Raw genomic sequence first — 24,735 nt, forward strand, 5'->3', positions numbered from 1 at the left:
CAATTAGGTTTGATTTTCATCAACTGTAACAGTATAACAAAACTTTTTTGTAAAGTAAAGTTACTTGACAAAAAAATTGAAATTTTTGAAAGAAACTTTTCTGTTGTCTGTTTCTCCAAAGTCCATGCCTATCTTTGTGGCCTCTTTTATGCTATAATGGTAAAAAATGTAACGAGAGGAATGACATGACAGAATTAGACAAACGCCATCGTAGTAGTGTCTACGATAGCATGGTAAAATCTCCCAACCGTGCCATGCTTCGCGCGACGGGAATGACCGATGAAAGCTTTGAAAAACCAATTGTCGGAGTGATTTCGACATGGGCGGAAAATACCCCTTGTAACATCCACCTTCACGATTTTGGAAAATTGGCCAAAGAAGGTGTGAAAGATGCAGGTGCTTGGCCGGTTCAATTTGGGACCATTACGGTTGCGGACGGGATTGCTATGGGGACTCCTGGTATGCGCTTCTCCCTAACATCTCGCGATATCATTGCGGATTCTATCGAAGCAGCTATGGGTGGTCACAACGTTGATGCTTTTGTAGCCATCGGGGGCTGTGATAAGAACATGCCTGGTTCGATGATTGCCATTGCCAATATGGATATCCCAGCGATCTTTGCTTATGGTGGGACTATTGCCCCAGGGAATCTTGATGGAAAAGATATCGACCTGGTTTCGGTTTTCGAAGGAATTGGGAAATGGAATCACGGTGATATGACGGCTGAAGAAGTGAAGCAACTGGAATGTAACGCCTGCCCTGGCCCTGGTGGCTGTGGTGGGATGTATACGGCCAACACCATGGCGACAGCGATCGAGGTCCTTGGGATGAGCTTGCCAGGTTCCTCTTCTCACCCTGCTGAATCAGCGGATAAGAAGGCCGATATCGAAGAAGCAGGTCGTGCTGTTGTCAAGATGCTGGAAATGGGACTCAAGCCATCTGACATCTTGACCCGTGAAGCCTTTGAAGATGCTATTACCGTGACCATGGCGCTAGGTGGTTCCACCAATGCCACTCTTCACTTGCTCGCGATTGCTCACGCAGCCAATGTGGACTTGACCCTTGAAGACTTCAATGATTTCCAAGAGCGCGTGCCTCACTTGGCAGACTTGAAACCTTCTGGTCAATACGTCTTCCAAGACCTTTACAATGTCGGTGGTGTGCCTGCCGTCATGAAATATCTTCTTAAGAATGGGTTCCTTCATGGAGATCGCATCACATGTACTGGTAAAACAGTAGCTGAGAACTTGGAAGCCTTCGCTGATTTGACACCGGGTCAAAAAGTCATCATGCCACTTGAAAATCCGAAACGTGCGGATGGTCCATTGATCATCTTGAAAGGGAACTTGGCTCCTGAAGGAGCAGTTGCCAAAGTATCAGGTGTGAAGGTCCGCAACATCACGGGCCCTGCTAAGGTCTTTGACTCCGAAGAAGCTGCCATTGAAGCCGTTCTTTCGGATGAAATTGTGGATGGCGACGTTGTCGTTGTTCGTTTCGTAGGTCCTAAGGGTGGTCCTGGTATGCCGGAAATGCTATCCTTGTCATCCATGATTGTTGGGAAAGGCCAAGGAGACAAGGTAGCCCTCTTGACAGACGGACGCTTCTCTGGTGGTACGTATGGTCTCGTTGTTGGTCACATTGCGCCTGAAGCTCAGGTTGGTGGCCCGATCGCCTACCTCCACACAGGGGATTTGGTAACGGTTGACCAAGATACCAAAGAAATCACCATGCACGTTTCAGACGAAGAGTTAGCGAAACGCAAGGCAGAAACAACCTTGCCGCCACTGTATAGCCGTGGGGTTCTGGGTAAATACGCCCACATCGTTTCTTCAGCATCACGTGGTGCCGTAACCGACTTCTGGAATATGGAACAGTCTGGTAAACAGTAATTACAAGGACGACTTTGTCCAAAGAGAGAGTGGGACAGAAATCGGTAATTCGTTAGAATTCGATTTCGTCGTCCCACCTCCGCACAGTTGAGTAGGGCTGTAAAAGCTGATGAAATCAGTGTAGTAGAGCCCACTCAACCACTGCGTCTTGCTCGACAATCCAAAAATAATTGAGAGGCTAGGACTTTTGTCCCAGCCTCTTTTTTGGCTCAAAGTCGCTATTTTTAACCCTGTCGCTGAAGCGTATGAATATTACTTTTTGGGAGATTTGAGTGTATTATCTGTCATTTTTCTTGTAAATCCGTCTATAATTTGCTATAATTGTGACTAATCGAATCAATCCTTTAATACTGTCCAGAGAGGCAGGCAAGGAGCTATGGAAATGAAAGGCCTGGGAAGACCAGCCTATATTTTGTGTATCTCCTTGTTGTGGGGGATTTTTTTGTATAGTTGAAAAGTGGTTTGATGAAAAAGAGAAATCGTCGATGATGGAGCATGAAGTACTCCTTTACGATTTGGTCATCGAAGGTAGACGTTTTTGTTCAGCCATAGCTTGTCGCATCTTAATTTTAGGAGGTTTTTACGATCGTGAATGACGTTAAATATGATGTGAATGATATGCCAAAACCTGGTTTATTGGTTGGTTTATCTTTCCAGCATTTGTTTGCCATGTTTGGGGCGACAGTGCTGGTGCCGATTTTGGTTGGGATTGATCCTGCCATTGCTTTGTTCTCATCTGGTTTGGGGACCTTGGCTCACTTAACCGTGACCAAGTATAAGATTCCTGCTTATATGGGGTCTAGTTTTGCTTATATTGCTGCTATGCAGATGCTGATGAAGTCAGATGGAATCGCAGCAGTTGCGCAAGGTGCTATGGCGGGTGGCTTGGTCTACTTGTTTGTAGCTCTGATTGTTAAGCATGCGGGTAAAGATTGGATTAATAAGGTCCTTCCACCAATCGTGGTTGGTCCCATTATCATGGTAATTGGTTTGAGTCTTGCGGCGAATGCAGTCACTGATGCGACAACCTTAAATAAAAGCTATAGTGGTTATGCTCTATTGATTTCGATGGTGACCCTCTTTGCGGTTATCCTCTTTAACATGTATGGCAAGAAGATTGTCGGTGTCGTCCCAATTTTACTTGGATTAATTGTGGGCTATATTTTCTCATTGGCTCTTGGTTTGATGACAGGACATAGTTTTGTTAATTTCTCAGAGGTAAGTGCGGCGCATTGGATTCAAGTTCCAAACTTTGACATTCCATTTGTAGATTATAGCTTTAAACTCTATCCAAGTGCGATTTTGACCATGGCTCCGATTGCCTTTGTGACCATGACGGAACATTTTGGTCACCTCATGGTTTTAAATAGTTTGACTGAGCGTGATTACTTCAAGGATCCAGGGCTTGATCATACGCTTACTGGTGATGGCTTGGCACAGATTATTGCTGGATTCTTTGGAGCTCCTCCAGTAACTTCTTATGGGGAAAACATTGGGGTTATGGCCCTTAGTAAGGTCTACTCAGTTTACGTTATTTCAGGCGCAGCAGTGATTGCGGTTGTCATGAGCTTTATTGGGAAGCTATCAGCACTCTTGCACTCTATTCCAACTCCTGTATTGGGAGGTTTGTCTATTGCCCTCTTTGGGGTTATCGCTGCTAGCGGTTTGAAAATTTTAGTTGAACATAAGATTGATTTTGATAATAAAAAGAATCTCTTGATTGCTAGTGTGATCTTGGTATCAGGGATCGGTGGTTTGATGATTGACCTTGGTGGTCTTCAAATTACAGGTGTGGCAACTTCAACGATTCTAGGAATCGTGTTGTACCAAATCCTTCCAGAACCAAAAGCTGACGAGGCTTAGTCCATTCTGGTAGTGAAAAAGTTTGAATGGATTTAAACATTATAAAAAACGAGGAACAAACTCTGATGGCAGAGCTGGTGTTCCTCGTTTTTTATTGTGGATCGGATTTCCAAAGAGGCATTCCTTCATTAGTTGACTACATTTTTAAAAAGGCAATGCTTATTATCGTGGCGGAAGGCCAAGGGCGATGCGCCCGTATCGGCTGATTCGTGTAATTTTCCAAGCGGGTAACCAAGTTACTTCAACCTTGACATCTTCGATCCCCTCAATTTCTTTTAGGCGAGCGACGATTTCGATCGGAAGGCTCTCAGCACAGTTACAAGCCGTATCGGTGAAGGTCATGACCACCTTGCAAGTACCGGCTTCATCTAGATGGATCTCGTAGATCAGTCCTAGGTTATAGACATCTAACTCAACATCGGTATCAAATACAAGCTCCAATTTTTCGATTAACGACTTCTCTAGTGCGAGGGCGCGGTCATTGATTTTGATATCCTCTCTCATCGCAAGATCCTTTCAGTGTAGTATGGCTTCCATTTTCTCATAATTCGGCTGATAAGGCAAGAAGAGAAAGAGGTTTTGAACGTGTCGAACGAAGGAAATTCTGTCCAGTCTCCATTTCTCTTCGAATTTGTGGTAAAATAGAGGCAAAAGTAAGACAAAGGATGAAGGCTATGAAATTACAAAAACCAAAAGGGACCCAGGATATCCTTCCTGGTGATTCAGCGAAATGGCAATATGTAGAAGGCTTTGCACGCAAGGTCTTTGCGCGATACAATTATGATGAAATCCGCACACCGATCTTCGAACATTATGAAGTCATCAGCCGTTCAGTAGGGGATACGACGGATATCGTTACCAAAGAAATGTATGACTTCTATGACAAGGGAGACCGTCATATCACGCTTCGTCCAGAAGGAACAGCTCCTGTTGTCCGCTCGTATGTAGAAAATAAACTCTTTGCGCCTGAGGTACAAAAACCAAGTAAGTTCTATTACATAGGCCCAATGTTCCGCTATGAACGTCCTCAAGCAGGTCGTTTGCGTCAATTCCACCAAATTGGGGTAGAATGCTTTGGATCGAGCAATCCTGCAACGGATGTCGAAACCATTGCCATGGCAGCGCAATTCCTGAAAGAACTAGGAATTGACAATGTAACCTTGCACTTGAACACCTTGGGAAGCCCTGCTAGTCGTCAGGCTTATCGTCAAGCCTTGATTGATTACCTCTTGCCAATGAAGGATCAATTGTCTAAGGACAGCCAACGTCGCTTAGAAGAAAATCCGCTTCGTGTCTTGGATTCAAAAGAAAAAGAAGACAAGGCGGCGGTTGAACAGGCTCCTTCCATCCTAGACTATCTTGATGAAGAAAGCCAAGCGCATTTTGATGCGGTTCGTCGGATGTTAGAAGACTTGGGGGTAGCCTATGTCATCGATACCAATATGGTGCGTGGCTTGGATTACTACAACCACACGATTTTTGAGTTCATTACAGAAATTGAAGGCAATGAATTGACAGTCTGTGCAGGTGGTCGCTATGATGGGTTGGTTGAATACTTCGGTGGCCCTGCGACAGCTGGTTTTGGATTTGGTATCGGTGTGGAACGGATCCTTCTCGTTCTTGAAAAGAAAGGCATTGAATTACCGATCGAAACAGGCCTAGATGCCTACATCGCTGTCCTAGGAGATGAGGTCAATGAAGCAGCGCTTAGCTTGGTTCAAGCCCTTCGAATCCAAGGCTTCAAGGCAGAACGTGACTATCTTGGACGTAAGCTCAAGGCACAATTTAAGTCAGCAGATGTCTTTGCGGCCAAAGCCTTGATTACCTTAGGAAGCAGTGAGGTTGAAAGCGGTCAAGTCACTGTGAAAAACAACCAAACTCGTCAAGAAGTAACGGTAGCTCTTGAAAGCTTGAAGAAAGACTTCCCATCTGTTTTAGCAGAGTTGGGATTGGCTTGATCGAACGGGAAAGACAAGGATAGACAAGATTTATCTGGGAGTAGGGGCAAAATGGTTGCTCCTGCTCTCTTTTATCTTGATTCTGTTTGCCGACCTTTGCCAAGATTTGGCGAAAAGCCGTTAAATTTTCTGACATTTATGATATAATGAGAAGACTACTAGTAAAGGAATGAAACAGTCATGACATTAGTTTACCAATCAACACGAGATGAAAAAAATACTGTAACAGCTAGTCAAGCTATCCTTCAAGGGTTGGCGACAGATGGCGGTTTGTTTACTCCAGTCTCTTATCCTCAAGTAGAGCTGGATTTTGATACCCTCAAAGACGCTTCTTACCAAGAAGTGGCCAAGCTTGTTTTGTCAGCCTTTTTGGACGACTTTACGGCAGAAGAGTTGGACTACTGTATTTCTCATGCTTATGACAGCAAGTTTGATACTCCAGCTATTGCTCCTCTTGTCAAACTCGATGGGCAATACAATTTGGAGCTTTTCCATGGTTCAACCATTGCCTTTAAAGATATGGCTTTGTCGATCTTGCCTTATTTCATGACAACAGCAGCTAAAAAGCACGGTCTGGAAAATAAAATCGTCATCTTGACAGCGACATCAGGGGACACTGGTAAAGCTGCCATGGCAGGTTTTGCCGATGTTCCAGGTACTGAAATTATTGTCTTTTATCCAAAAGACGGTGTCAGCAAGGTACAAGAGTTGCAAATGACGACTCAGACTGGGGACAATACCCATGTCATCGCCATTGATGGAAACTTTGACGATGCCCAAACCAATGTGAAACATATGTTCAACGATGTTGAACTACGTGAAAAATTGGCAGCCAACAAGATGCAATTCTCATCAGCCAACTCCATGAACATTGGCCGTTTGGTTCCTCAGGTTGTCTATTACGTATACGCCTATGCGCAATTGGTGAAAACAGGTCAAATCACAGCTGGAGAAAAAGTCAACTTCACCGTCCCAACAGGAAACTTTGGAAATATCTTGGCAGCTTTCTATGCCAAACAAATCGGTCTTCCAGTTGGGAAATTGATCTGTGCCTCAAACGAGAACAATGTCTTGACAGACTTCTTTAAAACACGTGTCTATGATAAGAAACGCAGCTTCAAGGTGACCACTAGTCCATCGATGGATATCTTAGTCTCTTCAAACTTGGAACGCTTGATCTTCCACTTGGTAGGCAATGATGCCACAAAGACCAAAGAGTTGATGGAAAGCCTCGTTGCAACAGGTCAATACCAATTGTCCGACTTTGATGCAGATATCTTAGATTTGTTTGCGGCTGCATACGCAGATGAAGCAGAAACTGCTGCAGAGATCAAGCGGGTCTATGAAGCGTCTGATTACATCGAAGACCCTCATACAGCCGTAGCATCAGCCGTTTACCAAAAATACCGGACCCAAACAGGGGATGCTGCTAAAACAGTCATTGCCTCTACAGCAAGTCCTTATAAATTCCCAGTTGTAGCAGTAGAAGCGGTGACAGGCGAGACAGGTCTAGGCGATTTCGAAGCCTTGGCCAAATTACACACCCTCTCAGGTGTTCCTGTGCCACCGGCCGTAGATGGACTTGAAACTGCGCCGGTTCGCCATCGTACAAGCGTAGCTGCTAAAGACATGCAAGCAGCAGTAGAAGACTACTTGGGACTGTAATTCTCCCTATTAGAAAGATCAAAAGAGCCGTTTGGCTCTTTTATATACTCATGAATTCATACAAAAAAATCTTAAACATTGCCCTCCCTGCCATGGGTGAAAATTTCTTACAAATGCTGATGGGTATGGTGGACTCTTATTTAGTGGCTCACCTGGGCTTGATTGCCATTTCAGGTGTTTCCGTCGCAGGGAATATCATCACCATCTATCAAGCCATCTTTTTGGCACTGGGTGCGGCAGTTGCCAGTGTTATGTCCAAAAGCTTGGGTGAAAAAAATCAAGCCAACATTGCCTACCATGCGACAGAGTCACTGAAGGTGACCTTGTTGTTGAGTGCTCTCTTAGGAGGGGCTTCGCTGTTATTTGGACGCCAGATGATTTCGCTGTTGGGGACTGAAGCTGCAGTAGCCGAAAGCGGGGGGATTTACCTTTCCTTGGTCGGCGGGACCATAGTTCTCTTAGGCTTGATGACGACCTTGGGCTCCTTGGTTCGGGTGGCCAACAATCCACGTCTTCCTATGTATGTGAGCCTGTTGACCAATGTTTTGAATGCTCTATTCTCCTCTGTGGCCATTTTCCTTTTTGGTTGGGGAATTGTCGGAGCAGCCTTGGGGACTGTGCTGGCCCGTCTGGTTGGGGTTGTCCTCTTGTGGCAAAAGGTCCGGCTACCCTTTGCCCCCCTTCGTTGGGGATTGGATCGTAAGCTCTTGAACTTAGCACTTCCAGCTGCCGGAGAGCGGCTGATGATGCGGGCTGGAGATGTGGTGATCATTGCGATCGTGGTTGCTTTTGGGACCGAGGCAGTCGCAGGAAATGCCATCGGAGAGACCCTGACCCAGTTCAACTACATGCCTGTGTTTGGAGTGGCCACAGCGACGGTCATGCTCGTAGCACGGAGCCTAGGCGAAGGGGATCTTGAGCAGATTGACCGCCTTCGAAAGCAGTCTTACTGCTTGTCCTTTGTGTTGATGTTGCCCATTGCTCTGAGTATCTTTTTTGGGGGCACCCTTCTGACCCATCTCTACACACAAGATACAAAAGCGGTAGAAGCTAGTCTATCGGTTGTCCTCTTTTCTTTGTTGGGAACGCCGTTTACAGCAGGAACGGTCATCTATACAGCTGTTTGGCAAGGCTTGGGAAATGGGAAACTTCCATTTTATGCAACGACGATTGGTATGTGGGTCATTCGAATTGGAGCCGGTTATCTGCTTGGAGTAACCCTTGGCTTTGGCCTTCCAGGGGTCTGGACGGGGACACTGCTCGACAATGGCTTTCGTTGGCTATTTTTGAGTCAGCTATATAGACGAAAAGTAGGAGAGAAGAAAAAATGACAAAACAAGCCTTTATTTGGGATTTGGACGGGACCTTGCTGGATTCTTATGATGCTATACTGGCGGGTCTTGAGGAGACTTATGCATCTTATCAGCTTCCGTTTGACCGAGCGAGTATTAAAGACTATATCTTGAAGCATTCGGTTCAAGATCTTTTAGTAGCGGTGGCAGCAGAGTATCAACTGGATGTGACAGACTTAAATCATCGCCGAGCAGAAAGTCTAGCAGAGAAAAATGCCCAGGTCCTTCTGATGGAGGGAGCGCGTGATGTCCTGTCCTGGGCGAAGGATGCTGGGATAGAACAATTTGTCTATACCCATAAGGGAGAGAATGCCTTGGTCATCCTACGGGACTTGGGTTTGGAATCTTTTTTTAAAGAGATTTTGACCAGTCAAAGTGGTTTTGCCCGCAAGCCTGACCCAGAAGCAGCCATTTATCTGATGAAGAAGTACGGGTTGCATCCGGAAAAGATCTACTATATTGGGGATCGGAGCCTGGATATTGACTTTGCAAGAAATAGCCAGATTCAGAGTATCAATTTCTTGACGTCTGACTATGAAGGTAATCACCAGATGGAAAGTTTATTAGATATTCCAGCTATTTTAAACGTTGAAAAGAATCTGTAAAGAATTTGTTTTCATTTTGAAATAAAGTCGTAAGCTTTCTTTAAGAAATGTCCGCTATAATAGAACCATAAACAAAGACCTCCTAACTTTGTTTAGAAAAATCCTAAAACTTTTCTTTTTCATAATAATCTCCCTAAGAGTCGCCCAATCAGGCGGCTTTTTTTGTGCGAAAAAACAGTGCCAGCTTTTTTTCTTGCCAGGATAGAAGAAAAAGTTTATGATTGACTAATCAATTATTGATTTATCAAAAAACGATTCGGAGAAGGAATATGGCAGAAATAAATGATTCGCTCTACCAACTACGTTTGGCAGATCAATCGACCACACAACTCTTTGAAAAGCGACTAGGGATTAGCTTAACACGTTACCAAATCTTGCAGTATCTATTAGAACAAGCACCTTGCAATCAGATCGCGGTTCAGGAACGCTTACAGATTGATCCAGCGGCTTTAACCCGGCATTTCAAAATTTTAGAAAAGGAAGGATTTGTCCATCGGAGTCGAAATCCAAAAAACCAGCGAGAAATCTTAATTCATTTGACGGATATGGCCTATAATCGTTTGGTCAAACATCCCCCTCGCTATCATGTGGCTGTGAAAGATCAGATGAGTCGCATTTTGACCACTCAAGAACAAGAGCAATTTTCATACTTGCTGGATAAATTAGTATCTGGTATTGAACAAATAACGATTGAATAAAAAGGAGAGCTACGATGTCATTACTGACGATTATTTTAGCAAGTCTTGCTGCACTGGAGCATTTATACATATTTTATTTGGAGAGTATCCGAACCACATCTGATACCACCAGTCGGGTTTTCAACATGGAGAAAGAAGAACTCGCTCGCCCATCTGTGACCTCTTTATTTAAGAATCAAGGAATCTACAATGCCTTGATCGGTGTCTTCCTCTTGTATGGATTGTTTGTGTCCAAAAATATTGAAGTCGTTACGATTTTTGTGCTCTTTATTATTGGAGCAGCGGCTTACGGTGCGATGACAGCCAATAAAAAGATTATCTTGACCCAAGGTGGTCCTGCAATTTTGGCTTTGTTGAGTATCCTATTTTTGGGATAAAAAGGACAGGCCCCTAGGGATCTTTGATCTGATTTTATTAAATAAGTGTAGAAAAAAGTATAAAAAAAGACTAAAAATTTTATTGACTTTCTAAGAAAAAGGGTTATAATGGTAGCAACAGAAAAGTAATGAGTCGGCTATTTTCAGGGAGCTTGTGGGAATTGTGAACAAGCAATAGCGACTGATGAAAATTGGACTGTTATGATCAATGAATTCTAACCCATGTGAATTCGGTTGGCACCCCTTACCGTGCAACTCCTTGATAGAGGAGATAGAGATGTAGGGAAAGACCAGCTATTTTTCCCTATAAAAGAGGTGGCACCGCGGACACTACGCCCTCACACAGTTTTTGTGTGAGGGCTTTTCTATGTGCCTTAGCAAGCGAAGCGCGCTTAGGCACATAGATCCCAAAGCGCAAACAGAGCGATGGGATATCCTTGATCGCCTTAGCAAGCGACGTTACGATTCATTAGAAAAAGAGTTCTAAAAGAGAGGTTTCTGATATGAAAAAAGTTTTATCTGCTGATGTGTTGAGTCCAATTTTGGCTTATATGCGTTTGGATGCGCCCCATAAAATGATCTTGGAGTCGATCCCTCGTGAAAAAGAGAATGCGCGTTTTTCAATTGTAGCCTATCGGCCAGTCAGTGAAGTCAAGTTTGAACATGGCATCCTCTATTACAATGATCAAATTGTTGAAGAGGATCCTTTGGACTTTTTGAATCGCATCACGGTCAAAACGAAAACTTCCGAAGAACTCCCTTTTAACGGTGGGGCGATTGGATTTGTCGGCTATGACTTGATTGGTCTCTATGAGAACATTCGTTCCATTCCTGAAGATACGATCGGCACCCCAGATCTCCACTTTTTCTTATATGAGAGCTATGTGATTTTTGATCACAAAAAGGAAAAGGTCTATGTGGTGGAAGAGAACCTCTATAGTGGACGGAGTGAAGCAGAGCAAGCGTCGAGCTTGGAGCAAGTATTAGCACAATTGGCAAGACCTGCAAAAGAAGAGTTTCAGGACAAGGACCTGCATGCGCTTCATTTCCACAATCATTTGGAGCAAAAAGAGTTTGAGGAAATGGTGGCCCTAGCCCGGGACTATATTCGAAAGGGAGATATGTTCCAATGCGTGCTCAGTCAACGTTTTTCAGCTGATTTTTCAGGCAAACCATTGGATTATTACCGCAATTTGCGCGTGACCAACCCTTCGAATTATCTCTACTTTTATGATTTTGGGGAGTACCAAATTATCGGTGCCAGTCCAGAAAGTCTAGTGTCTGTCAAGGATCGAGTGGTGACAACCAATCCCATTGCTGGCACGCGTCCAAGAGGGATCGATGAAGAGTCTGATCGGCAATTGGCAGCTGATTTGACAGGGGATCCCAAAGAAGTCGCAGAACACCGAATGTTGGTGGATCTAGGGCGAAACGATATTGGACGTATCGCTCAAAATGGGTCAGTTGAAGTGACCAAATATATGGAAGTGGAATTCTTCCGTTATGTCATGCACTTGACCAGTGTGGTCAAGGGGCAACTACTTCCTGGACTAGCCTCCATTGAGGCTCTGAAGGCAACTCTTCCAGCTGGGACCGTTTCGGGTGCTCCCAAGATTCGAGCCATGAAGCGAATCTATGAGGCAGAAAAAGAGAAACGCGGGGTTTATGCGGGGGCTATTGGCTATCTCTCTGTGACGGGGGATCTTGATTTTGCTATTGCGATACGAACCATGATCCTCAAAAATAAGAAGGCTTATGTGCAGGCCGGAGCAGGAATCGTTTATGATTCGATCGCTGAAAATGAATACCAAGAAACCGTCAATAAGGCAAAATCGATGACAAGGATTGGAGAAGAAGGATGATTTTATTAGTCGATAATTACGATTCATTTACCTACAATTTAGCACAGTATATCGGAAAATTTGATGAGGTCCAGGTGCTTCGAAATGATGATCCGGACTTGTACCAAGTTGCCCAAGAAGCAGATGCCTTGGTCTTTTCTCCAGGTCCAGGTTGGCCAAAGGATGCGGGCAAGATGGAGGAGATGATCCGAGATTTCGCGGGGATCAAACCAATCTTGGGGATTTGCTTGGGGCATCAAGCGATTGCGGAAGTTTTTGGAGGGCGCTTGGGATTGGCACCACAGGTCATGCATGGCAAACAAAGCCAGATCCAGCTAGAAGCTCCTTCTCCGCTATATGCGGGTGTCGCAAAAGAAGTCCCAGTCATGCGCTACCATTCGCTGACGATTGAAGACATGCCAGAGGATTTTGTCATTACCTCTCGAACGACGGATGATCAAGCCATTATGGGAATTCAACACCGTAGCTTACCGATTTATGGTTTTCAATACCATCCAGAAAGTATCGGAACGCCAGATGGGCTCAAGACCATCGAAAATTTTGTCAAACTAGTCAAGGAGCGGAAGATGAAACAAGTGCTTGCAAAAGTAGCAGAAGGAATGGATCTAACCAGTGCAGAGTTAGAAGCTGCTATGGAGGAAGTCGTTGCTGGTCGTGCTTCAGAAGCACAGGTGACGGCCCTTCTTCTAGGTCTCAAAATGAAGGGGGAAACGGTTGAAGAGCGGACGGCTATTGCAAAAGTGATGCAGGCCTATGCAGTCGCTATTCCTACAGAAGTTCAAGGAGCGATGGACAATTGTGGAACTGGGGGCGATCGTTCGTATAGTTTCAATATTTCAACAACAGCTGCCTTCGTCCTTGCTGGTGGTGGCATCAAGATGGCGAAACACGGAAATCGTTCGATCTCTTCCAAATCCGGTTCTGCGGATGTACTAGAAGCTCTAGGGATTAACCTTGATTTGGGTCCAGAAGACTTGGGACGAGTATTTGAAAAGGCGGGGATTGTCTTTCTATTTGCTAAAAACCTGCATCCTGGCATGCGCTATATTATGCCCGCTCGCTTGGCGCTAGGGGTGCCGACAGTGATGAACTTAACTGGTCCTCTTATCAATCCGATTCCTCTAGAAACCCAGCTATTGGGAACCAGTCGTCCTGACATGCTAGAAAGCACGGCAGAGATTCTAAAGAATTTGGGTCGAAAACGCGCAGTGGTGGTGAGTGGCCCACAAGGCTTGGACGAGGCAGGCCTTGATGGGGAAACCCAGCTCGCTGTTCTGGAAGATGGACAGGTTACCTTATCCAGCTTTCAACCAGAAGATATAGGAATGGAGCGCATTGAAATTGATCAAGTACGAGGTGGTGACGCCAAACGCAATGCGGAAATATTGCTCAGTGTCTTGAAGAATGAAGCGAGTCCCTTCTTAGAGGTGACGGTCTTAAATGCAGGCCTTGGTTTTTATGCCAACGGCAAGGTAGATTCTATCAAGGCGGGGATTGCCTTGGCACGTGAAGTGATTGCCAGTGGGGCTGCCCTTGAGAAATTGAGATTATTACAGGAGTATCAAAAATGAGTCAAGAATTCTTGCCAAAGATTCTAAAGGAAAAGGCGCGTGAAGTGGCTGCGATGAAAGAAGAGGAACTCCAACCTTTGCGCGAGACCTACCGCCTGTATGATTACCTAAAGAGTCATCCAGAAAAGCTTCAGGTCATTGCGGAAGTGAAAAAGGCCAGCCCGAGTCTGGGAGATATTCATGTTGATGTGGATATCGTCGCGCAGGCTAAGACTTACGAAGAAAATGGGGCCGTGATGATTTCTGTCTTGACCGATGAAGTGTTTTTCAAGGGCAGTATCGAGTATCTCCGGGAAATATCTAGTCAGGTGCGTATCCCCACCCTCAACAAAGATTTCATTGTGGATGAAAAGCAACTGATTCGGGCGCGAAACGCAGGGGCGACCGTGATCTTGTTGATAGTTGCAGCCTTGCCAGAGGCTCGTCTGAAAGAACTCTATGAGTTTGCGACCCATCTTGGCCTGGAGGTCTTGGTGGAGACCCATAATCTGACAGAACTAGAGGTCGCTCACCGGATTGGGGCTCAGATCATCGGGGTCAATAATCGCAACTTGGTGACCTTTGAGACAGATCTCCATACTAGCCTTGAATTGGCGACAAGCTTTGAACAAGAACCGGTTTACATCTCTGAGTCTGCTATTTTCACAGCAGCAGACGCGCGTATGCTGGCTCCTTATTTTAATGGCATTCTCGTTGGGACAGCCCTCATGAAGGCAGACAATGTGGCTGAAAAAGTAAAGGAGTTGCAGATTGACAAAGGTTAAAATTTGCGGACTGTCCACTCCAGAAGCTGTCCAGACAGCTGTTGAAGCTGGTGCGGACTACATTGGTTTTGTCTTTGCACCAAGCAAACGGCAAGTGACGCTGGAGCAAGCCCGGGAGTTGGCTACAGGGATTCCAAAGGGGGTTCAAAAAGTCGGTGTTTTTGTATCACCACAAAGAGAAGAAGTGGAGCAAGCTTGCCAAGTTGTGGGCTTGGACCTGATACAAGTGCATGGATCGATGGATGAAACCATCTTGCAAGAGTTTCCCCAACAAACGATTCGCGCTGTTCAAGTGGGGAAAGATACAGCTCTTTCTGAGACCAGTGCCGATTATCTGCTCTTTGATGCTCCTGTAGCAGGAAGTGGGCAGACTTTTGACTGGCAAAAGCTCGAAACCCAAAATTTCACAAAGCCCTTCTTTATTGCAGGAGGCTTGACGGTAGATAATGTAGCAGATGCCATTCGCTTCTTTCATCCTTATGCGGTGGATGTATCCAGTGGGGTCGAGACAAATGGAATAAAAGATCAAGAAAAGATAAAACGATTTATAGAAAGGGTCAAGCATGGCATATAAACAACCAGATAAAAACGGATTTTACGGGCGGTTCGGGGGACGATTTGTCCCTGAAACCTTGATGACAGCAGTTTTAGAATTAGAAGAAGCCTACAGAGAAAGTCAAGCAGATCCTTCTTTTCAAGCAGAATTGGATCAGCTTCTGAGACAATATGTCGGTCGGGAAACACCGCTCTATTACGCTAAAAATTTAACCAAGTATGTCGGTGGAGCCAAGATCTTTCTTAAAAGAGAAGACCTCAATCACACAGGGGCTCATAAAATTAATAATGCCCTAGGACAAGTTTTATTGGCACATCGGATGGGCAAAAAGAAGATCATCGCAGAAACAGGGGCCGGACAGCACGGTGTTGCAACGGCAACGGCAGCTGCTTTATTTGATATGGAATGCACCATCTACATGGGGGAAGAAGATGTCAAACGCCAAGCCCTCAATGTCTTTCGGATGGAGTTATTGGGCGCTAAGGTTCAATCAGTAACAGATGGGTCACGTGTTCTCAAGGATGCGGTCAATGCTGCCCTTAGAGCCTGGGTAGCAAACGTGGAAGATACCCACTATATCATGGGATCTGCTCTAGGACCTCATCCATTCCCAGAGATTGTCCGTGATTTTCAAAGTGTCATTGGCAGGGAAGCTAAACGCCAATTTGCAGAGCAAAATGACGGGGCTCTGCCAGATGCCGTCCTAGCCTGTGTAGGAGGTGGATCGAACGCCATTGGTCTCTTCTATCCTTTTGTAGAGGATACATCTGTTGCCATGTATGGGGCGGAAGCTGCTGGACTTGGGATAGATACAGACCAGCATGCAGCAACCTTGACCAAGGGACGTCCAGGAGTCCTTCACGGCGCCTTGATGGATGTTTTACAGGATGCCCATGGACAGATTTTAGAAGCCTTCTCGATTTCAGCAGGCCTCGATTATCCAGGAATTGGGCCAGAACATTCTTATTTCCATGATATCAAACGGGCAACCTATGTGCCTGTGACAGACCAAGAAGCCCTAGAAGCCTTTCAATTGCTTTCAAAAGTGGAAGGAATCATTCCAGCCCTGGAATCGAGCCATGCTATCGCCTATGCGGTGAAATTGGCCAAGGAGATGGGTCCTGAAAAATCCATGATTGTTTGCTTGTCAGGTCGTGGGGACAAAGATGTGGTACAAGTCAAAGACCGCCTAGAACAAGAGAGAGGAGAGTAAGATGGGAAAGACCTTAACAGAGCATTTACAAAAGCTGAAAGACCAGCAGCAAGGGATCTTTGTTCCGTATATCATGGCAGGAGATCATGAAAAAGGTTTAGCAGGTTTGCAGGAAACCATCCAATTTTTGGAAGATCTTGGTGTCTCAGCTATTGAAGTTGGTATTCCTTTTTCGGATCCGGTGGCAGATGGCCCTGTGATTGAAGAGGCAGGACTACGAAGTTTAGGCCATGGGACGACGACAGAGGGTCTGGTGCAAACGATCCAGCGTCTGGAGACAAGTGTTCCTTTGGTCATCATGACCTATTTCAATCCCTTGTTCCAATATGGGCTCGAAAGCTTTTTTAGAGATGTAGAAGGAACAGCGGTCAAGGGAGTGATTATTCCGGACCTCCCCCATGAACATGCGGATTTGGTAGAGCCTCTGTTAGCGGATAAAGACATCGCTTTGGTTCCACTAGTGAGCTTAACCACAGGAATCGAGCGCCAGAAAAAATTGATCCAAGGTGCAGAAGGTTTTATCTATGCTGTAGCGGTTAATGGAGTGACGGGGAAAGCTGGTAGCTATCGAGACGATCTGGACCACCACTTGGCCCAATTACACGAAATAGCTTCGATTCCTGTTTTAACAGGTTTTGGAGTTTCCAGCATGGAGGATGTTCACCGTTTCAACAAGGTCTCAGATGGCGTTATTGTGGGATCTAAAATCGTTAAGGCTCTCCACCAAGGAGAGACAGACGCCGTCGCTCATTTTATTTCTCAAGCAGTGAAGGGCTAGCAGGTCTATTCTACTTGTAATTGGCTCGATTCTCCTAGATCAAGCTCTTTGTCTACTATTTTAAACATTCCCCTCGTTTGTCTTTACAAACAAGGGTTTCTCATTACAATAGAGATAGTAACAAGAAAAGAGGAAAAGAGAATGATAAGCCTTGAAGAGATTGATCAAGTCATCCAGTCGGGTCCTTTTGAACCAAGCTGGGACTCTCTTAGCCATCAAGTTTGTCCAGACTGGTATCGGGATGCCAAATTTGGAATATTTATCCACTGGGGCGTCTACAGTGTACCTGCCTTTGGATCGGAGTGGTATTCACGAAATATGTATATCCAAGGGAATCCTTGCTATGACTACCATCGAGAGAATTTCGGAGATCAGGCTAGCTTGGGCTACAAGGATCTCATTCCTCTTTTTACAGCGGATCGATTTGATCCGGCATCTTGGCTGGATCTCTTTCAAAAAGCAGGCGCTCAGTATCTTTTCCCAGTTGCGGAGCACCACGATGGTTTTCAGATGTATGCCTCTAAACTCTCGCCTTATAATAGCTTAGAAATGGGGCCAAGACGAGATGTTTTAGGAGAACTGAGGGCGGAAGCAGAAAAACGTGGTCTACACTTCTGTACGTCTTCTCACCGGGCAGAGCACCAGTTTTTCTTTTCACATGGCAAGGAGTTTGACAGTGATATTCTGCAAGAAGTCCCAAGAGACAGCGTCTATTGGCCAGCAGAGCCAGAACCGAAGGATCATTTTGATCTCACCTCCAAGCCCTATCCAAGTGAAGAGTTTTTGGAAGACTGGCTCTTGCGGACCTGTGAACTGGTGAGGGATTATCAGCCAGAGCTTCTCTATTTTGACTGGTGGATCCAGCATGAGAGTTTCCGTCCCTACTTAATGCGCTTTTTGGCTTACTATTACAATCTAGCAGCACAAGAGGATCGCGAGGTGGCCGTTTGTTACAAACAGGATGCCCTACCTTTTGGTTCAGGAATCGTCGAGATGGAGCGGGGAGGCTACGGGGAGACGCAAGCTTTTCCGTGGCAAATGGATACTGCGATTGCCCGTAATTCTTGGTGCTATACCCAGGATCTAGCCTACAAGACCAGCAAGGAATTGTTGCAAAATTTAGTTGATGTTGTGGCCAAAAATGGGAATCTTCTGCTCAATATTGGACCCAAGGCAGATGGCACCATCCCTGAGCAAGATCAAGACATCCTTACAGAGATCGGGGACTGGCTGGCGGTAAACGGAGAAGCCATTTATCAGAGCCGGCCTTGGCGGGTGTCATCGGACGGACCGACCGAGGCCCAGGAAGGTTCCTTCTCAGATGGGCAAGCGCCACTCTATACCAGCCAAGATTTCCGCTATACCACGCGTGAAGGCCTGCTTTATGCTATCCAGCTGGAACCAAGTGGACGGATAGAAGAGCTGACTTTGCCGTCTCTCGCCTATGATCTCAAGCAACCGAGAATCCTTCATGCGCGTATTCGGCAGGTAGAGCTCCTTGGAGAAAGCCAGCTCCTTTCTTGGAGTCAAGATGACCAAGGGCTCCACCTTCAATTACCAGCTTGTAGCCAAAAACAACCGCGTGTTTTGCGTCTCAGTTTTTAGTTTTCTTGAAGCTTTCTATAAGGAATGGTTTAGGTTTCTCTTGTATACTGTCCTCATCCAATAAGAAACGAGGTACAGAACATGAAAATCTCAGTCAATTATCCAAAACGCTTTAAGAAATTGCCACAACAAGGGTCTTGTTACGGCGAATAAACACTTCTCTTCATTTTTCATAAGAAACTCCTAAAGAAGGCTCTACCCGAAAGGGTAGAGTTTTTATGTACCAGAGACCTTGTGATTCGTGGTATAATAGGCCTATGGAAAAAAAGAACAAATTACTACTCATCGACGGGTCTTCCGTCGCTTTTCGTGCCTTTTTCGCACTTTACAATCAAATTGATCGCTTCAAAAATGCTAATGGTCTACATACCAATGCGGTCTACGGCTTTAACCTTATGTTGAGCCATCTGTTGGAGCGCATTCAACCAACCCATGTCCTCGTTGCTTTTGATGCAGGAAAGACGACCTTTCGGACGGAGATGTATGCCGATTACAAAGGGGGCCGTGCAAAAACTCCAGATGAGTTCCGCGAGCAGTTTCCTTTCATTCGTGAGCAACTGGACCATTTGGGAATCCGCCATTATGAGCTGGCTCAGTATGAGGCGGATGATATTATTGGAACGCTAGACAAGTTGGCAGAATCAACTTCTGTTCCTTTTGATGTGACTATCGTTTCTGGGGATAAAGATTTGATCCAGCTGACAGATGACAACACGGTGGTTGAAATCTCAAAAAAAGGGGTAGCGGAGTTTGAAGAATTCACTCCAGCCTATCTGAAAGAGAAGATGGGACTGACACCAGAGCAATTTATCGACCTCAAGGCCTTGATGGGAGATAAGTCGGATAATATCCCAGGTGTCACCAAAATCGGAGAAAAGACAGGAATCAAACTACTCCTAGAGTATGGCTCTCTCGATGGTATTTACGAGCATATCGATGAGATGAAGGCTTCTAAGATGAAGGAAAACCTCATCAACGACAAGGAGCAGGCCTATCTGTCCAAGACCCTTGCGACCATCGATACCAATGCGCCCATTGAAATTGGGCTGGACGATATCACCTATACGGGCCCTCATCTAGAAAATCTCGCCAAGTTTTATGAGGAGATGGGCTTCAAGCAACTCCGTCAGGCCTTGGATCTCAGTGGAGAAGAAGAGGCTCCTGTAGCCATTGACTATACAGAAGTCGAGCAGGTCACTTCAGATATGCTCACGGAAGATAGTTTCTTCCATTTTGAGATTTTTGGGGACAATTACCATACGGAACCCATAATCGGTTTCGCATGGGGGACCAAAAGTCAGCTCTACGTGAGTACAGATACTGGTCTTTTACAAACACCAATTTTCAAAGAATTTCTCGAAAAAACGCCCCTCAAGGTCTATGACTTCAAACGGGCCAAAGTCTTGCTCAGCCACTTGGGTATTACCCTTCAAAATCCCGCGTTTGACAGTCGATTGGCCAAGTATCTCTTGTCGACCGTAGAGGACAATGAAATTTCCACCATTGCGAGTCTCTATAGCCAGATTGCACTGCCGCTGGACGAAGTCGTTTATGGCAAGGGAGCCAAAAAAGCCATTCCAGAAAAGGCGGTCCTATTAGAGCATTTGGCACGAAAAGTCGCTGTTTTACTAGATACTGAAGAGCCTATGACGGAGCAACTAAAAGCTCACGACCAACTAGATTTGCTCTATGATATGGAGCAACCACTAGCAGCTGTTTTAGCCAAGATGGAAATCGCAGGGATTAAGGTGGAACGCCAGACCCTCCAAGACATGCAGGTGGAAAACGAAGCAGTCTTGGAGCGCTTGACCCAAGAAATTTACGAGCTGGCGGGCGAAGAGTTTAACATCAATTCTCCAAAACAATTGGGCGTCATCCTCTTTGAAAAATTGGAACTCCCTCTTGAATATACGAAGAAGACCAAAACCGGCTATTCCACAGCCGTTGATGTCTTGGAACGCCTAGCTCCTATCGCACCGATCGTGTCTAAGATTCTTGAATACCGCCAAATTGCTAAGATCCAGTCGACCTATGTCATCGGTCTTCAAGATTGGATTTTGGAAGATGGGAAGATCCATACCCGCTATGTACAGGATTTGACGCAGACAGGCCGTTTGTCCAGTGTGGATCCCAACCTGCAAAACATTCCTGTCCGTTTGGAACAAGGTCGTCTCATTCGTAAAGCCTTTGTCCCAGAAGAGGAAAACAGTGTCTTGCTGAGTTCGGACTATTCACAAATCGAACTGCGCGTCTTGGCCCATATTTCGGGAGATGAGCATTTGATTGACGCCTTTAAACATGGGGCAGATATCCATACATCGACTGCTATGCGCGTTTTCAATATTGCAAAACCAGAAGATGTGACGCCGAACGACCGTCGCAATGCAAAAGCAGTAAACTTCGGCGTGGTTTATGGAATTTCCGACTTTGGACTGTCTAACAACCTAGGGATCAGTCGAAAAGAAGCCAAGGCTTACATTGAGACCTACTTCGAACGCTACCCTGGCATCAAGGACTATATGGAGAGAGTGGTACGGGAAGCGCGTGATAAAGGCTATGTGGAGACCCTCTTCAAGCGTCGTCGGGAGATTCCAGATATCAATTCTCGCAACTTCAATGTTCGAGGCTTTGCGGAGCGGACAGCTATTAACTCACCGATCCAAGGATCTGCAGCAGACATCTTGAAAATTGCCATGATCCACTTGGACCAAGCGCTAGAAATAGGAGCATACAAGACCAAGATGCTTCTTCAAGTGCACGATGAAATCGTTCTGCAAGTGCCAAGTGATGAACTGGCAGCGATCAAAGAACTCGTCAAAGAGACCATGGAATCTGCTATTGAGCTTGCGGTACCACTAGAAGCCGATGAGAATGCAGGCAAAACATGGTATGAAGCCAAATAAGATTGAGTTTATTCAAAATAGAAAGCGGTAGGAGACTTTTTAGTTTCCTACCGCTTTTAATGACAAACACTTGCAATGCCTTCCGTATTGTTATACTATTTAAAGAAAGGAAACGCATACAAAAGGAGATTCTTATGGCTTATTCATTTCGCAATCCTAGTGATGGCATTATCAAACATTACCTAGAAACGAGCAAGATCATCGCTGTAGTTGGATTATCTGATCGTGAAGACACAACCAGTCATCGTGTCAGCAAAGAGATGCAAGAGCGGGGCTATCGGATTATTCCTGTCAACCCTCGTGCAGCTGGTGGCCAGATTCTTGGAGAAACGGTGTATGCTAGCTTGCAGGAGATTCCTTTCCCAGTAGATATCGTCGATGTATACCGACGCAGTGAGTTTTTACCAGATGTGGCACGTGATTTTATTGAGACGGATGCGAACATTTTCTGGGCACAATTGGAGCTGGAAAATCAAGAAGCAGAAGAAATCCTTCGTGGAGCTGGACGAGAAGATATCGTCATGAACCGCTGTATCAAACGGGAACACACCCGACTGATCTTAGGAGACTCCCTATACGGTTTATAAATGATAAACAATTGATCATAGAAGAAAACCCCAGCTTGCTGGGGTTTTCTTCTTACTCTTATTCAGTTTCATGGCTTGGATGGCCTGTAAAATGACGTGGCCCTTGTTTAATCTGCTTGATTTGATCATAAAAGGCAATTTGGCAGTTGATAAAGTAAGGCATGGTGTAAAAGCCGATGACATCGCGCGTGAAGTAATTCAGGAAGTACCAACCAATCAAGGTTAGATCGAGCACCAAGCGATTGCTGCGGAACCCTTTCATGGTTTCACGACTTTGGCGAAGGACTCCAAAGGCTCCCTTGTAGTCGCCGTCTCGTAATTGCTCATAGAGGATCAATTCGACCAGGCTGAGACTGTAGTATTGTGGCAGGTAAAAGAGGAGGCCGAGTAGGCCCAACACAACACCAGCAGTCATCAGAGGCATTTGTTGCATGAGAGATTGAAATTCAGGACTGGAAACACTCAAAGTACTAGGGTTGCTTACCTTGTCGTAGATCGCCAAAAATCGAATGCTAGCGTAGGTGCTGATGAGGCTCCCTACATAGAGGATGAGTCCCCATAAAAAGAGGACGGCTTGCTTCAAGATCAAGGTGGCAAATACAGAGGTAAAGCGATCTTGTTTAAAGATATCTAACACGCGTGTTCGGTGTTCGATTTTGGGATTGATCGTATCTAAATAGCTAAAAGTTGCACCGACCACTAAAATGGAGATGACAAAGGAGACAACAGAAGGAAAGAGCTGCCGCTGGATCATGTAGACACTTGCTTGCTGCAAGGTCATATCCGGTAGTAGGTCGACCAGATCTTGCCCGCTTAAGAGAAAGTTAGCAAGAATGGTCAACAGGACCGGAAGAGCAAAAAGTATAGCTAAGCCCGGTTGCTGGACTTGCATGGTGCGTGCCCGGAGGCGAATCAATTTAAGGTTCATAGATGACACTCTCTTCATAGTAGTACTTTTTATTATAACATAAGTCCGTGACAGGGCCGGTAAAATTTGGTACAATCGTACAGGTGCTCACAGGAAAACTGTGACAGGAATAAGAAGGCTGGGACTGTTTTTCCCAGTACGGAGGTAACCATGACAGATTCACCGATTCAATATCGATTAATCAAAAAAGAAAAGCATACAGGTGCTCGTCTGGGAGAAATTATCACCCCTCACGGGACCTTCCCAACCCCAATGTTTATGCCCGTAGGGACTCAGGCAACCGTCAAGACCCAATCGCCAGAAGAACTCAAGGAAATGGGCTCAGGCATTATTTTGGCTAATACTTATCATCTCTGGCTTCGTCCAGGAGATGACTTGGTCGCAAAAGCAGGAGGATTGCACCAGTTCATGAACTGGGATCAGCCCATTTTGACAGATAGTGGAGGCTTCCAAGTCTATTCACTAGCGGATACCCGCAATATTACTGAAGAAGGGGTAACCTTTAAAAACCACCTCAACGGCTCGAAAATGTTCCTTTCTCCAGAAAAGGCTATTTCCATCCAAAACAATCTAGGCAGTGACATCATGATGTCCTTTGATGAATGTCCTCAGTTCTATCAGCCCTATGATTATGTGAAAAAATCAATCGAACGGACCAGTCGTTGGGCAGAACGTGGGCTAAAAGCTCACCGTCGCCCTCATGATCAAGGTCTGTTCGGGATTGTCCAAGGGGCTGGATTTGAAGACTTGCGCCGTCAGTCCGCCAAGGATCTGGTCAGCATGGACTTTCCAGGTTATTCCATCGGTGGATTAGCTGTTGGGGAAAGCCATGAAGAGATGAATGCAGTACTTGATTTCACAACTCCGCTCTTACCAGAGAACAAGCCACGCTATCTCATGGGAGTGGGGGCTCCAGACAGTCTGATCGATGGGGTGATTCGTGGAGTGGACATGTTTGACTGTGTCTTGCCGACGCGGATTGCGCGAAATGGTACCTGTATGACTAGTCAAGGACGCCTGGTAGTGAAAAATGCGCAATTTGCAGAAGATTTTACACCGCTGGATCCTGAATGTGATTGCTACACTTGTAAAAACTATACCCGAGCTTATCTTCGCCACCTCCTCAAGGCAGATGAGACCTTCGGTATTCGCTTGACCAGCTACCATAACCTCTATTTCTTGATCAACCTTATGAAGCAGGTCCGTCAAGCCATCATGGATGACAATCTCTTGGAATTCCGCGAGCATTTCGTCGAAAAATATGGCTATAACAAATCAGGACGGAATTTCTAGGAAGAGCTAAATAGCAAGAACAAAGATTGCAGCCATCTGAGAATAATAGGAATAACTGCGAGACGCAGTGGTTGATTGGTATCTTTGGAGCTTGTTAAGCTCCAAAGATAACCTAATCAACTGTGCGGGGGCGAGACGACGAACAAATTGGATATAAATTTGTTCTGTCTCGCTCCCTTTTTTCTATATAATAGCAACTTTTTTTGCGCTCTTTTCTTAACGAAAACACTTTCATTAAAAAAACGAAAAAAATCTTCTCAAATCCCTT

General features: G+C 45.4%; 20 protein-coding genes and 1 pseudogene. 19 read left to right on the forward strand and 2 right to left on the reverse strand.

The window, feature by feature from the left end; genetic code table 11:
* Positions 1-185: 185 nt before the first annotated feature.
* Both ilvD and O3605_RS04400 read left to right on the forward strand, forming a co-directional pair.
* A complete protein-coding gene (gene ilvD / locus O3605_RS04395; RefSeq protein ID WP_004219590.1) occupies positions 186-1,889 on the forward strand; it encodes a dihydroxy-acid dehydratase in 1,704 nt (567 codons plus the stop codon).
* 588 nt (positions 1,890-2,477) lie between these two features.
* Positions 2,478-3,752, forward strand: a complete 1,275-nt coding sequence (locus O3605_RS04400) for a uracil-xanthine permease family protein (protein ID WP_049522925.1) — start codon at positions 2,478-2,480, stop codon at positions 3,750-3,752.
* Positions 3,753-3,914: 162 nt separating this feature from the next.
* Here O3605_RS04400 and O3605_RS04405 read toward each other — a convergent pair whose 3' ends face one another.
* On the reverse strand, positions 3,915-4,256 hold the full coding sequence (locus tag O3605_RS04405; RefSeq protein WP_049522924.1) for a metal-sulfur cluster assembly factor: 342 nt from the start codon (positions 4,254-4,256) through the stop codon (positions 3,915-3,917).
* 170 nt (positions 4,257-4,426) lie between these two features.
* Between O3605_RS04405 and hisS the strand changes: the two genes are divergently transcribed.
* The 16 genes and pseudogenes from hisS to O3605_RS04485 all read left to right on the forward strand — a co-directional run bounded on the left by hisS (position 4,427) and on the right by O3605_RS04485 (position 22,246).
* Entirely contained in the window at positions 4,427-5,710 is a 1,284-nt protein-coding gene (gene hisS, locus O3605_RS04410; protein ID WP_003010893.1) for a histidine--tRNA ligase, read from the forward strand.
* A gap of 180 nt (positions 5,711-5,890) precedes the next feature.
* Entirely contained in the window at positions 5,891-7,375 is a 1,485-nt protein-coding gene (gene thrC, locus O3605_RS04415; protein ID WP_195424312.1) for a threonine synthase, read from the forward strand.
* 50 nt (positions 7,376-7,425) lie between these two features.
* Positions 7,426-8,706, forward strand: a complete 1,281-nt coding sequence (locus tag O3605_RS04420) for an MATE family efflux transporter (RefSeq protein ID WP_070464639.1) — start codon at positions 7,426-7,428, stop codon at positions 8,704-8,706.
* Positions 8,703-9,332 (forward strand): HAD-IA family hydrolase, encoded by a 630-nt coding sequence (locus O3605_RS04425; protein WP_371585323.1) that lies wholly within the window; start codon positions 8,703-8,705, stop codon positions 9,330-9,332. The genes O3605_RS04420 and O3605_RS04425 overlap by 4 nt, the downstream gene beginning before the upstream one ends.
* 269 nt (positions 9,333-9,601) lie before the next feature.
* Complete coding sequence (locus tag O3605_RS04430) at positions 9,602-10,030, forward strand: MarR family winged helix-turn-helix transcriptional regulator (RefSeq protein WP_371585324.1); 429 nt, start codon at positions 9,602-9,604, stop codon at positions 10,028-10,030.
* Positions 10,031-10,044: 14 nt separating this feature from the next.
* A complete protein-coding gene (locus tag O3605_RS04435; protein ID WP_371585325.1) occupies positions 10,045-10,407 on the forward strand; it encodes a DUF1304 domain-containing protein in 363 nt (120 codons plus the stop codon).
* A gap of 503 nt (positions 10,408-10,910) precedes the next feature.
* Positions 10,911-12,269: an anthranilate synthase component I gene (gene trpE, locus O3605_RS04440; protein WP_371585326.1), complete on the forward strand. Its 1,359-nt coding sequence runs from the start codon at positions 10,911-10,913 to the stop codon at positions 12,267-12,269.
* A pseudogene (locus O3605_RS04445) lies at positions 12,266-12,826 on the forward strand (anthranilate synthase component II); the annotation flags it as partial. The gene trpE and the pseudogene O3605_RS04445, both read left to right, overlap by 4 nt.
* A gap of 9 nt (positions 12,827-12,835) precedes the next feature.
* On the forward strand, positions 12,836-13,840 hold the full coding sequence (gene trpD, locus O3605_RS04450; RefSeq protein WP_229100926.1) for an anthranilate phosphoribosyltransferase: 1,005 nt from the start codon (positions 12,836-12,838) through the stop codon (positions 13,838-13,840).
* A complete protein-coding gene (gene trpC, locus O3605_RS04455) occupies positions 13,837-14,604 on the forward strand; it encodes an indole-3-glycerol phosphate synthase TrpC (protein ID WP_371585327.1) in 768 nt (255 codons plus the stop codon). Before trpD ends, trpC begins: the two co-directional genes overlap by 4 nt.
* The gene (locus tag O3605_RS04460; RefSeq protein ID WP_049492210.1) at positions 14,591-15,178 is read left to right on the forward strand and encodes a phosphoribosylanthranilate isomerase; all 588 of its coding nucleotides are present in this window, start codon (positions 14,591-14,593) and stop codon (positions 15,176-15,178) included. The genes trpC and O3605_RS04460 overlap by 14 nt, the downstream gene beginning before the upstream one ends.
* Positions 15,168-16,373, forward strand: coding sequence for a tryptophan synthase subunit beta (gene trpB, locus O3605_RS04465; RefSeq protein WP_371585328.1), 1,206 nt, complete (start codon positions 15,168-15,170; stop codon positions 16,371-16,373). Before O3605_RS04460 ends, trpB begins: the two co-directional genes overlap by 11 nt.
* Position 16,374: 1 nt before the next feature.
* On the forward strand, positions 16,375-17,151 hold the full coding sequence (trpA, locus tag O3605_RS04470; protein WP_070594345.1) for a tryptophan synthase subunit alpha: 777 nt from the start codon (positions 16,375-16,377) through the stop codon (positions 17,149-17,151).
* A gap of 141 nt (positions 17,152-17,292) precedes the next feature.
* Positions 17,293-18,756: an alpha-L-fucosidase gene (locus O3605_RS04475; RefSeq protein ID WP_371585329.1), complete on the forward strand. Its 1,464-nt coding sequence runs from the start codon at positions 17,293-17,295 to the stop codon at positions 18,754-18,756.
* A 257-nt stretch (positions 18,757-19,013) separates the two neighbouring features.
* Positions 19,014-21,659 (forward strand): DNA polymerase I, encoded by a 2,646-nt coding sequence (gene polA, locus O3605_RS04480; RefSeq protein WP_371585330.1) that lies wholly within the window; start codon positions 19,014-19,016, stop codon positions 21,657-21,659.
* Positions 21,660-21,793: 134 nt separating this feature from the next.
* The gene (locus O3605_RS04485) at positions 21,794-22,246 is read left to right on the forward strand and encodes a CoA-binding protein (protein WP_070666742.1); all 453 of its coding nucleotides are present in this window, start codon (positions 21,794-21,796) and stop codon (positions 22,244-22,246) included.
* Positions 22,247-22,304: 58 nt separating this feature from the next.
* Here O3605_RS04485 and O3605_RS04490 read toward each other — a convergent pair whose 3' ends face one another.
* Positions 22,305-23,174, reverse strand: coding sequence for a DUF975 family protein (locus O3605_RS04490; protein WP_371585331.1), 870 nt, complete (start codon positions 23,172-23,174; stop codon positions 22,305-22,307).
* A gap of 150 nt (positions 23,175-23,324) precedes the next feature.
* On the opposite strand from O3605_RS04490, the gene tgt reads away from it, so the two are divergent.
* A complete protein-coding gene (gene tgt / locus O3605_RS04495; protein ID WP_371585332.1) occupies positions 23,325-24,467 on the forward strand; it encodes a tRNA guanosine(34) transglycosylase Tgt in 1,143 nt (380 codons plus the stop codon).
* Positions 24,468-24,735: the final 268 nt, after the last annotated feature.

The sequence above is a fragment of the Streptococcus sp. 27098_8_99 genome (genome assembly GCF_041431935.1).
Lineage (GTDB): Bacteria > Bacillota > Bacilli > Lactobacillales > Streptococcaceae > Streptococcus > Streptococcus parasanguinis_D.

What these genes read in the sequence shown, in the direction of transcription:
- ilvD (WP_004219590.1), top strand. Translation starts at nt 186, where the DNA reads ATGACAGAATTAGACAAACGCCATCGTAGTAGTGTCTACGATAGCATG.
- O3605_RS04405 (WP_049522924.1), bottom strand. Translation starts at nt 4,256, where the DNA reads ATGAGAGAGGATATCAAAATCAATGACCGCGCCCTCGCACTAGAGAAG.
- hisS (WP_003010893.1), top strand. Translation starts at nt 4,427, where the DNA reads ATGAAATTACAAAAACCAAAAGGGACCCAGGATATCCTTCCTGGTGAT.
- thrC (WP_195424312.1), top strand. Translation starts at nt 5,891, where the DNA reads ATGACATTAGTTTACCAATCAACACGAGATGAAAAAAATACTGTAACA.
- O3605_RS04420 (WP_070464639.1), top strand. Translation starts at nt 7,426, where the DNA reads ATGAATTCATACAAAAAAATCTTAAACATTGCCCTCCCTGCCATGGGT.
- O3605_RS04425 (WP_371585323.1), top strand. Translation starts at nt 8,703, where the DNA reads ATGACAAAACAAGCCTTTATTTGGGATTTGGACGGGACCTTGCTGGAT.
- O3605_RS04430 (WP_371585324.1), top strand. Translation starts at nt 9,602, where the DNA reads ATGGCAGAAATAAATGATTCGCTCTACCAACTACGTTTGGCAGATCAA.
- O3605_RS04435 (WP_371585325.1), top strand. Translation starts at nt 10,045, where the DNA reads ATGTCATTACTGACGATTATTTTAGCAAGTCTTGCTGCACTGGAGCAT.
- trpE (WP_371585326.1), top strand. Translation starts at nt 10,911, where the DNA reads ATGAAAAAAGTTTTATCTGCTGATGTGTTGAGTCCAATTTTGGCTTAT.
- trpD (WP_229100926.1), top strand. Translation starts at nt 12,836, where the DNA reads ATGAAACAAGTGCTTGCAAAAGTAGCAGAAGGAATGGATCTAACCAGT.
- trpC (WP_371585327.1), top strand. Translation starts at nt 13,837, where the DNA reads ATGAGTCAAGAATTCTTGCCAAAGATTCTAAAGGAAAAGGCGCGTGAA.
- trpB (WP_371585328.1), top strand. Translation starts at nt 15,168, where the DNA reads ATGGCATATAAACAACCAGATAAAAACGGATTTTACGGGCGGTTCGGG.
- trpA (WP_070594345.1), top strand. Translation starts at nt 16,375, where the DNA reads ATGGGAAAGACCTTAACAGAGCATTTACAAAAGCTGAAAGACCAGCAG.
- O3605_RS04475 (WP_371585329.1), top strand. Translation starts at nt 17,293, where the DNA reads ATGATAAGCCTTGAAGAGATTGATCAAGTCATCCAGTCGGGTCCTTTT.
- polA (WP_371585330.1), top strand. Translation starts at nt 19,014, where the DNA reads ATGGAAAAAAAGAACAAATTACTACTCATCGACGGGTCTTCCGTCGCT.
- O3605_RS04485 (WP_070666742.1), top strand. Translation starts at nt 21,794, where the DNA reads ATGGCTTATTCATTTCGCAATCCTAGTGATGGCATTATCAAACATTAC.
- O3605_RS04490 (WP_371585331.1), bottom strand. Translation starts at nt 23,174, where the DNA reads ATGAACCTTAAATTGATTCGCCTCCGGGCACGCACCATGCAAGTCCAG.
- tgt (WP_371585332.1), top strand. Translation starts at nt 23,325, where the DNA reads ATGACAGATTCACCGATTCAATATCGATTAATCAAAAAAGAAAAGCAT.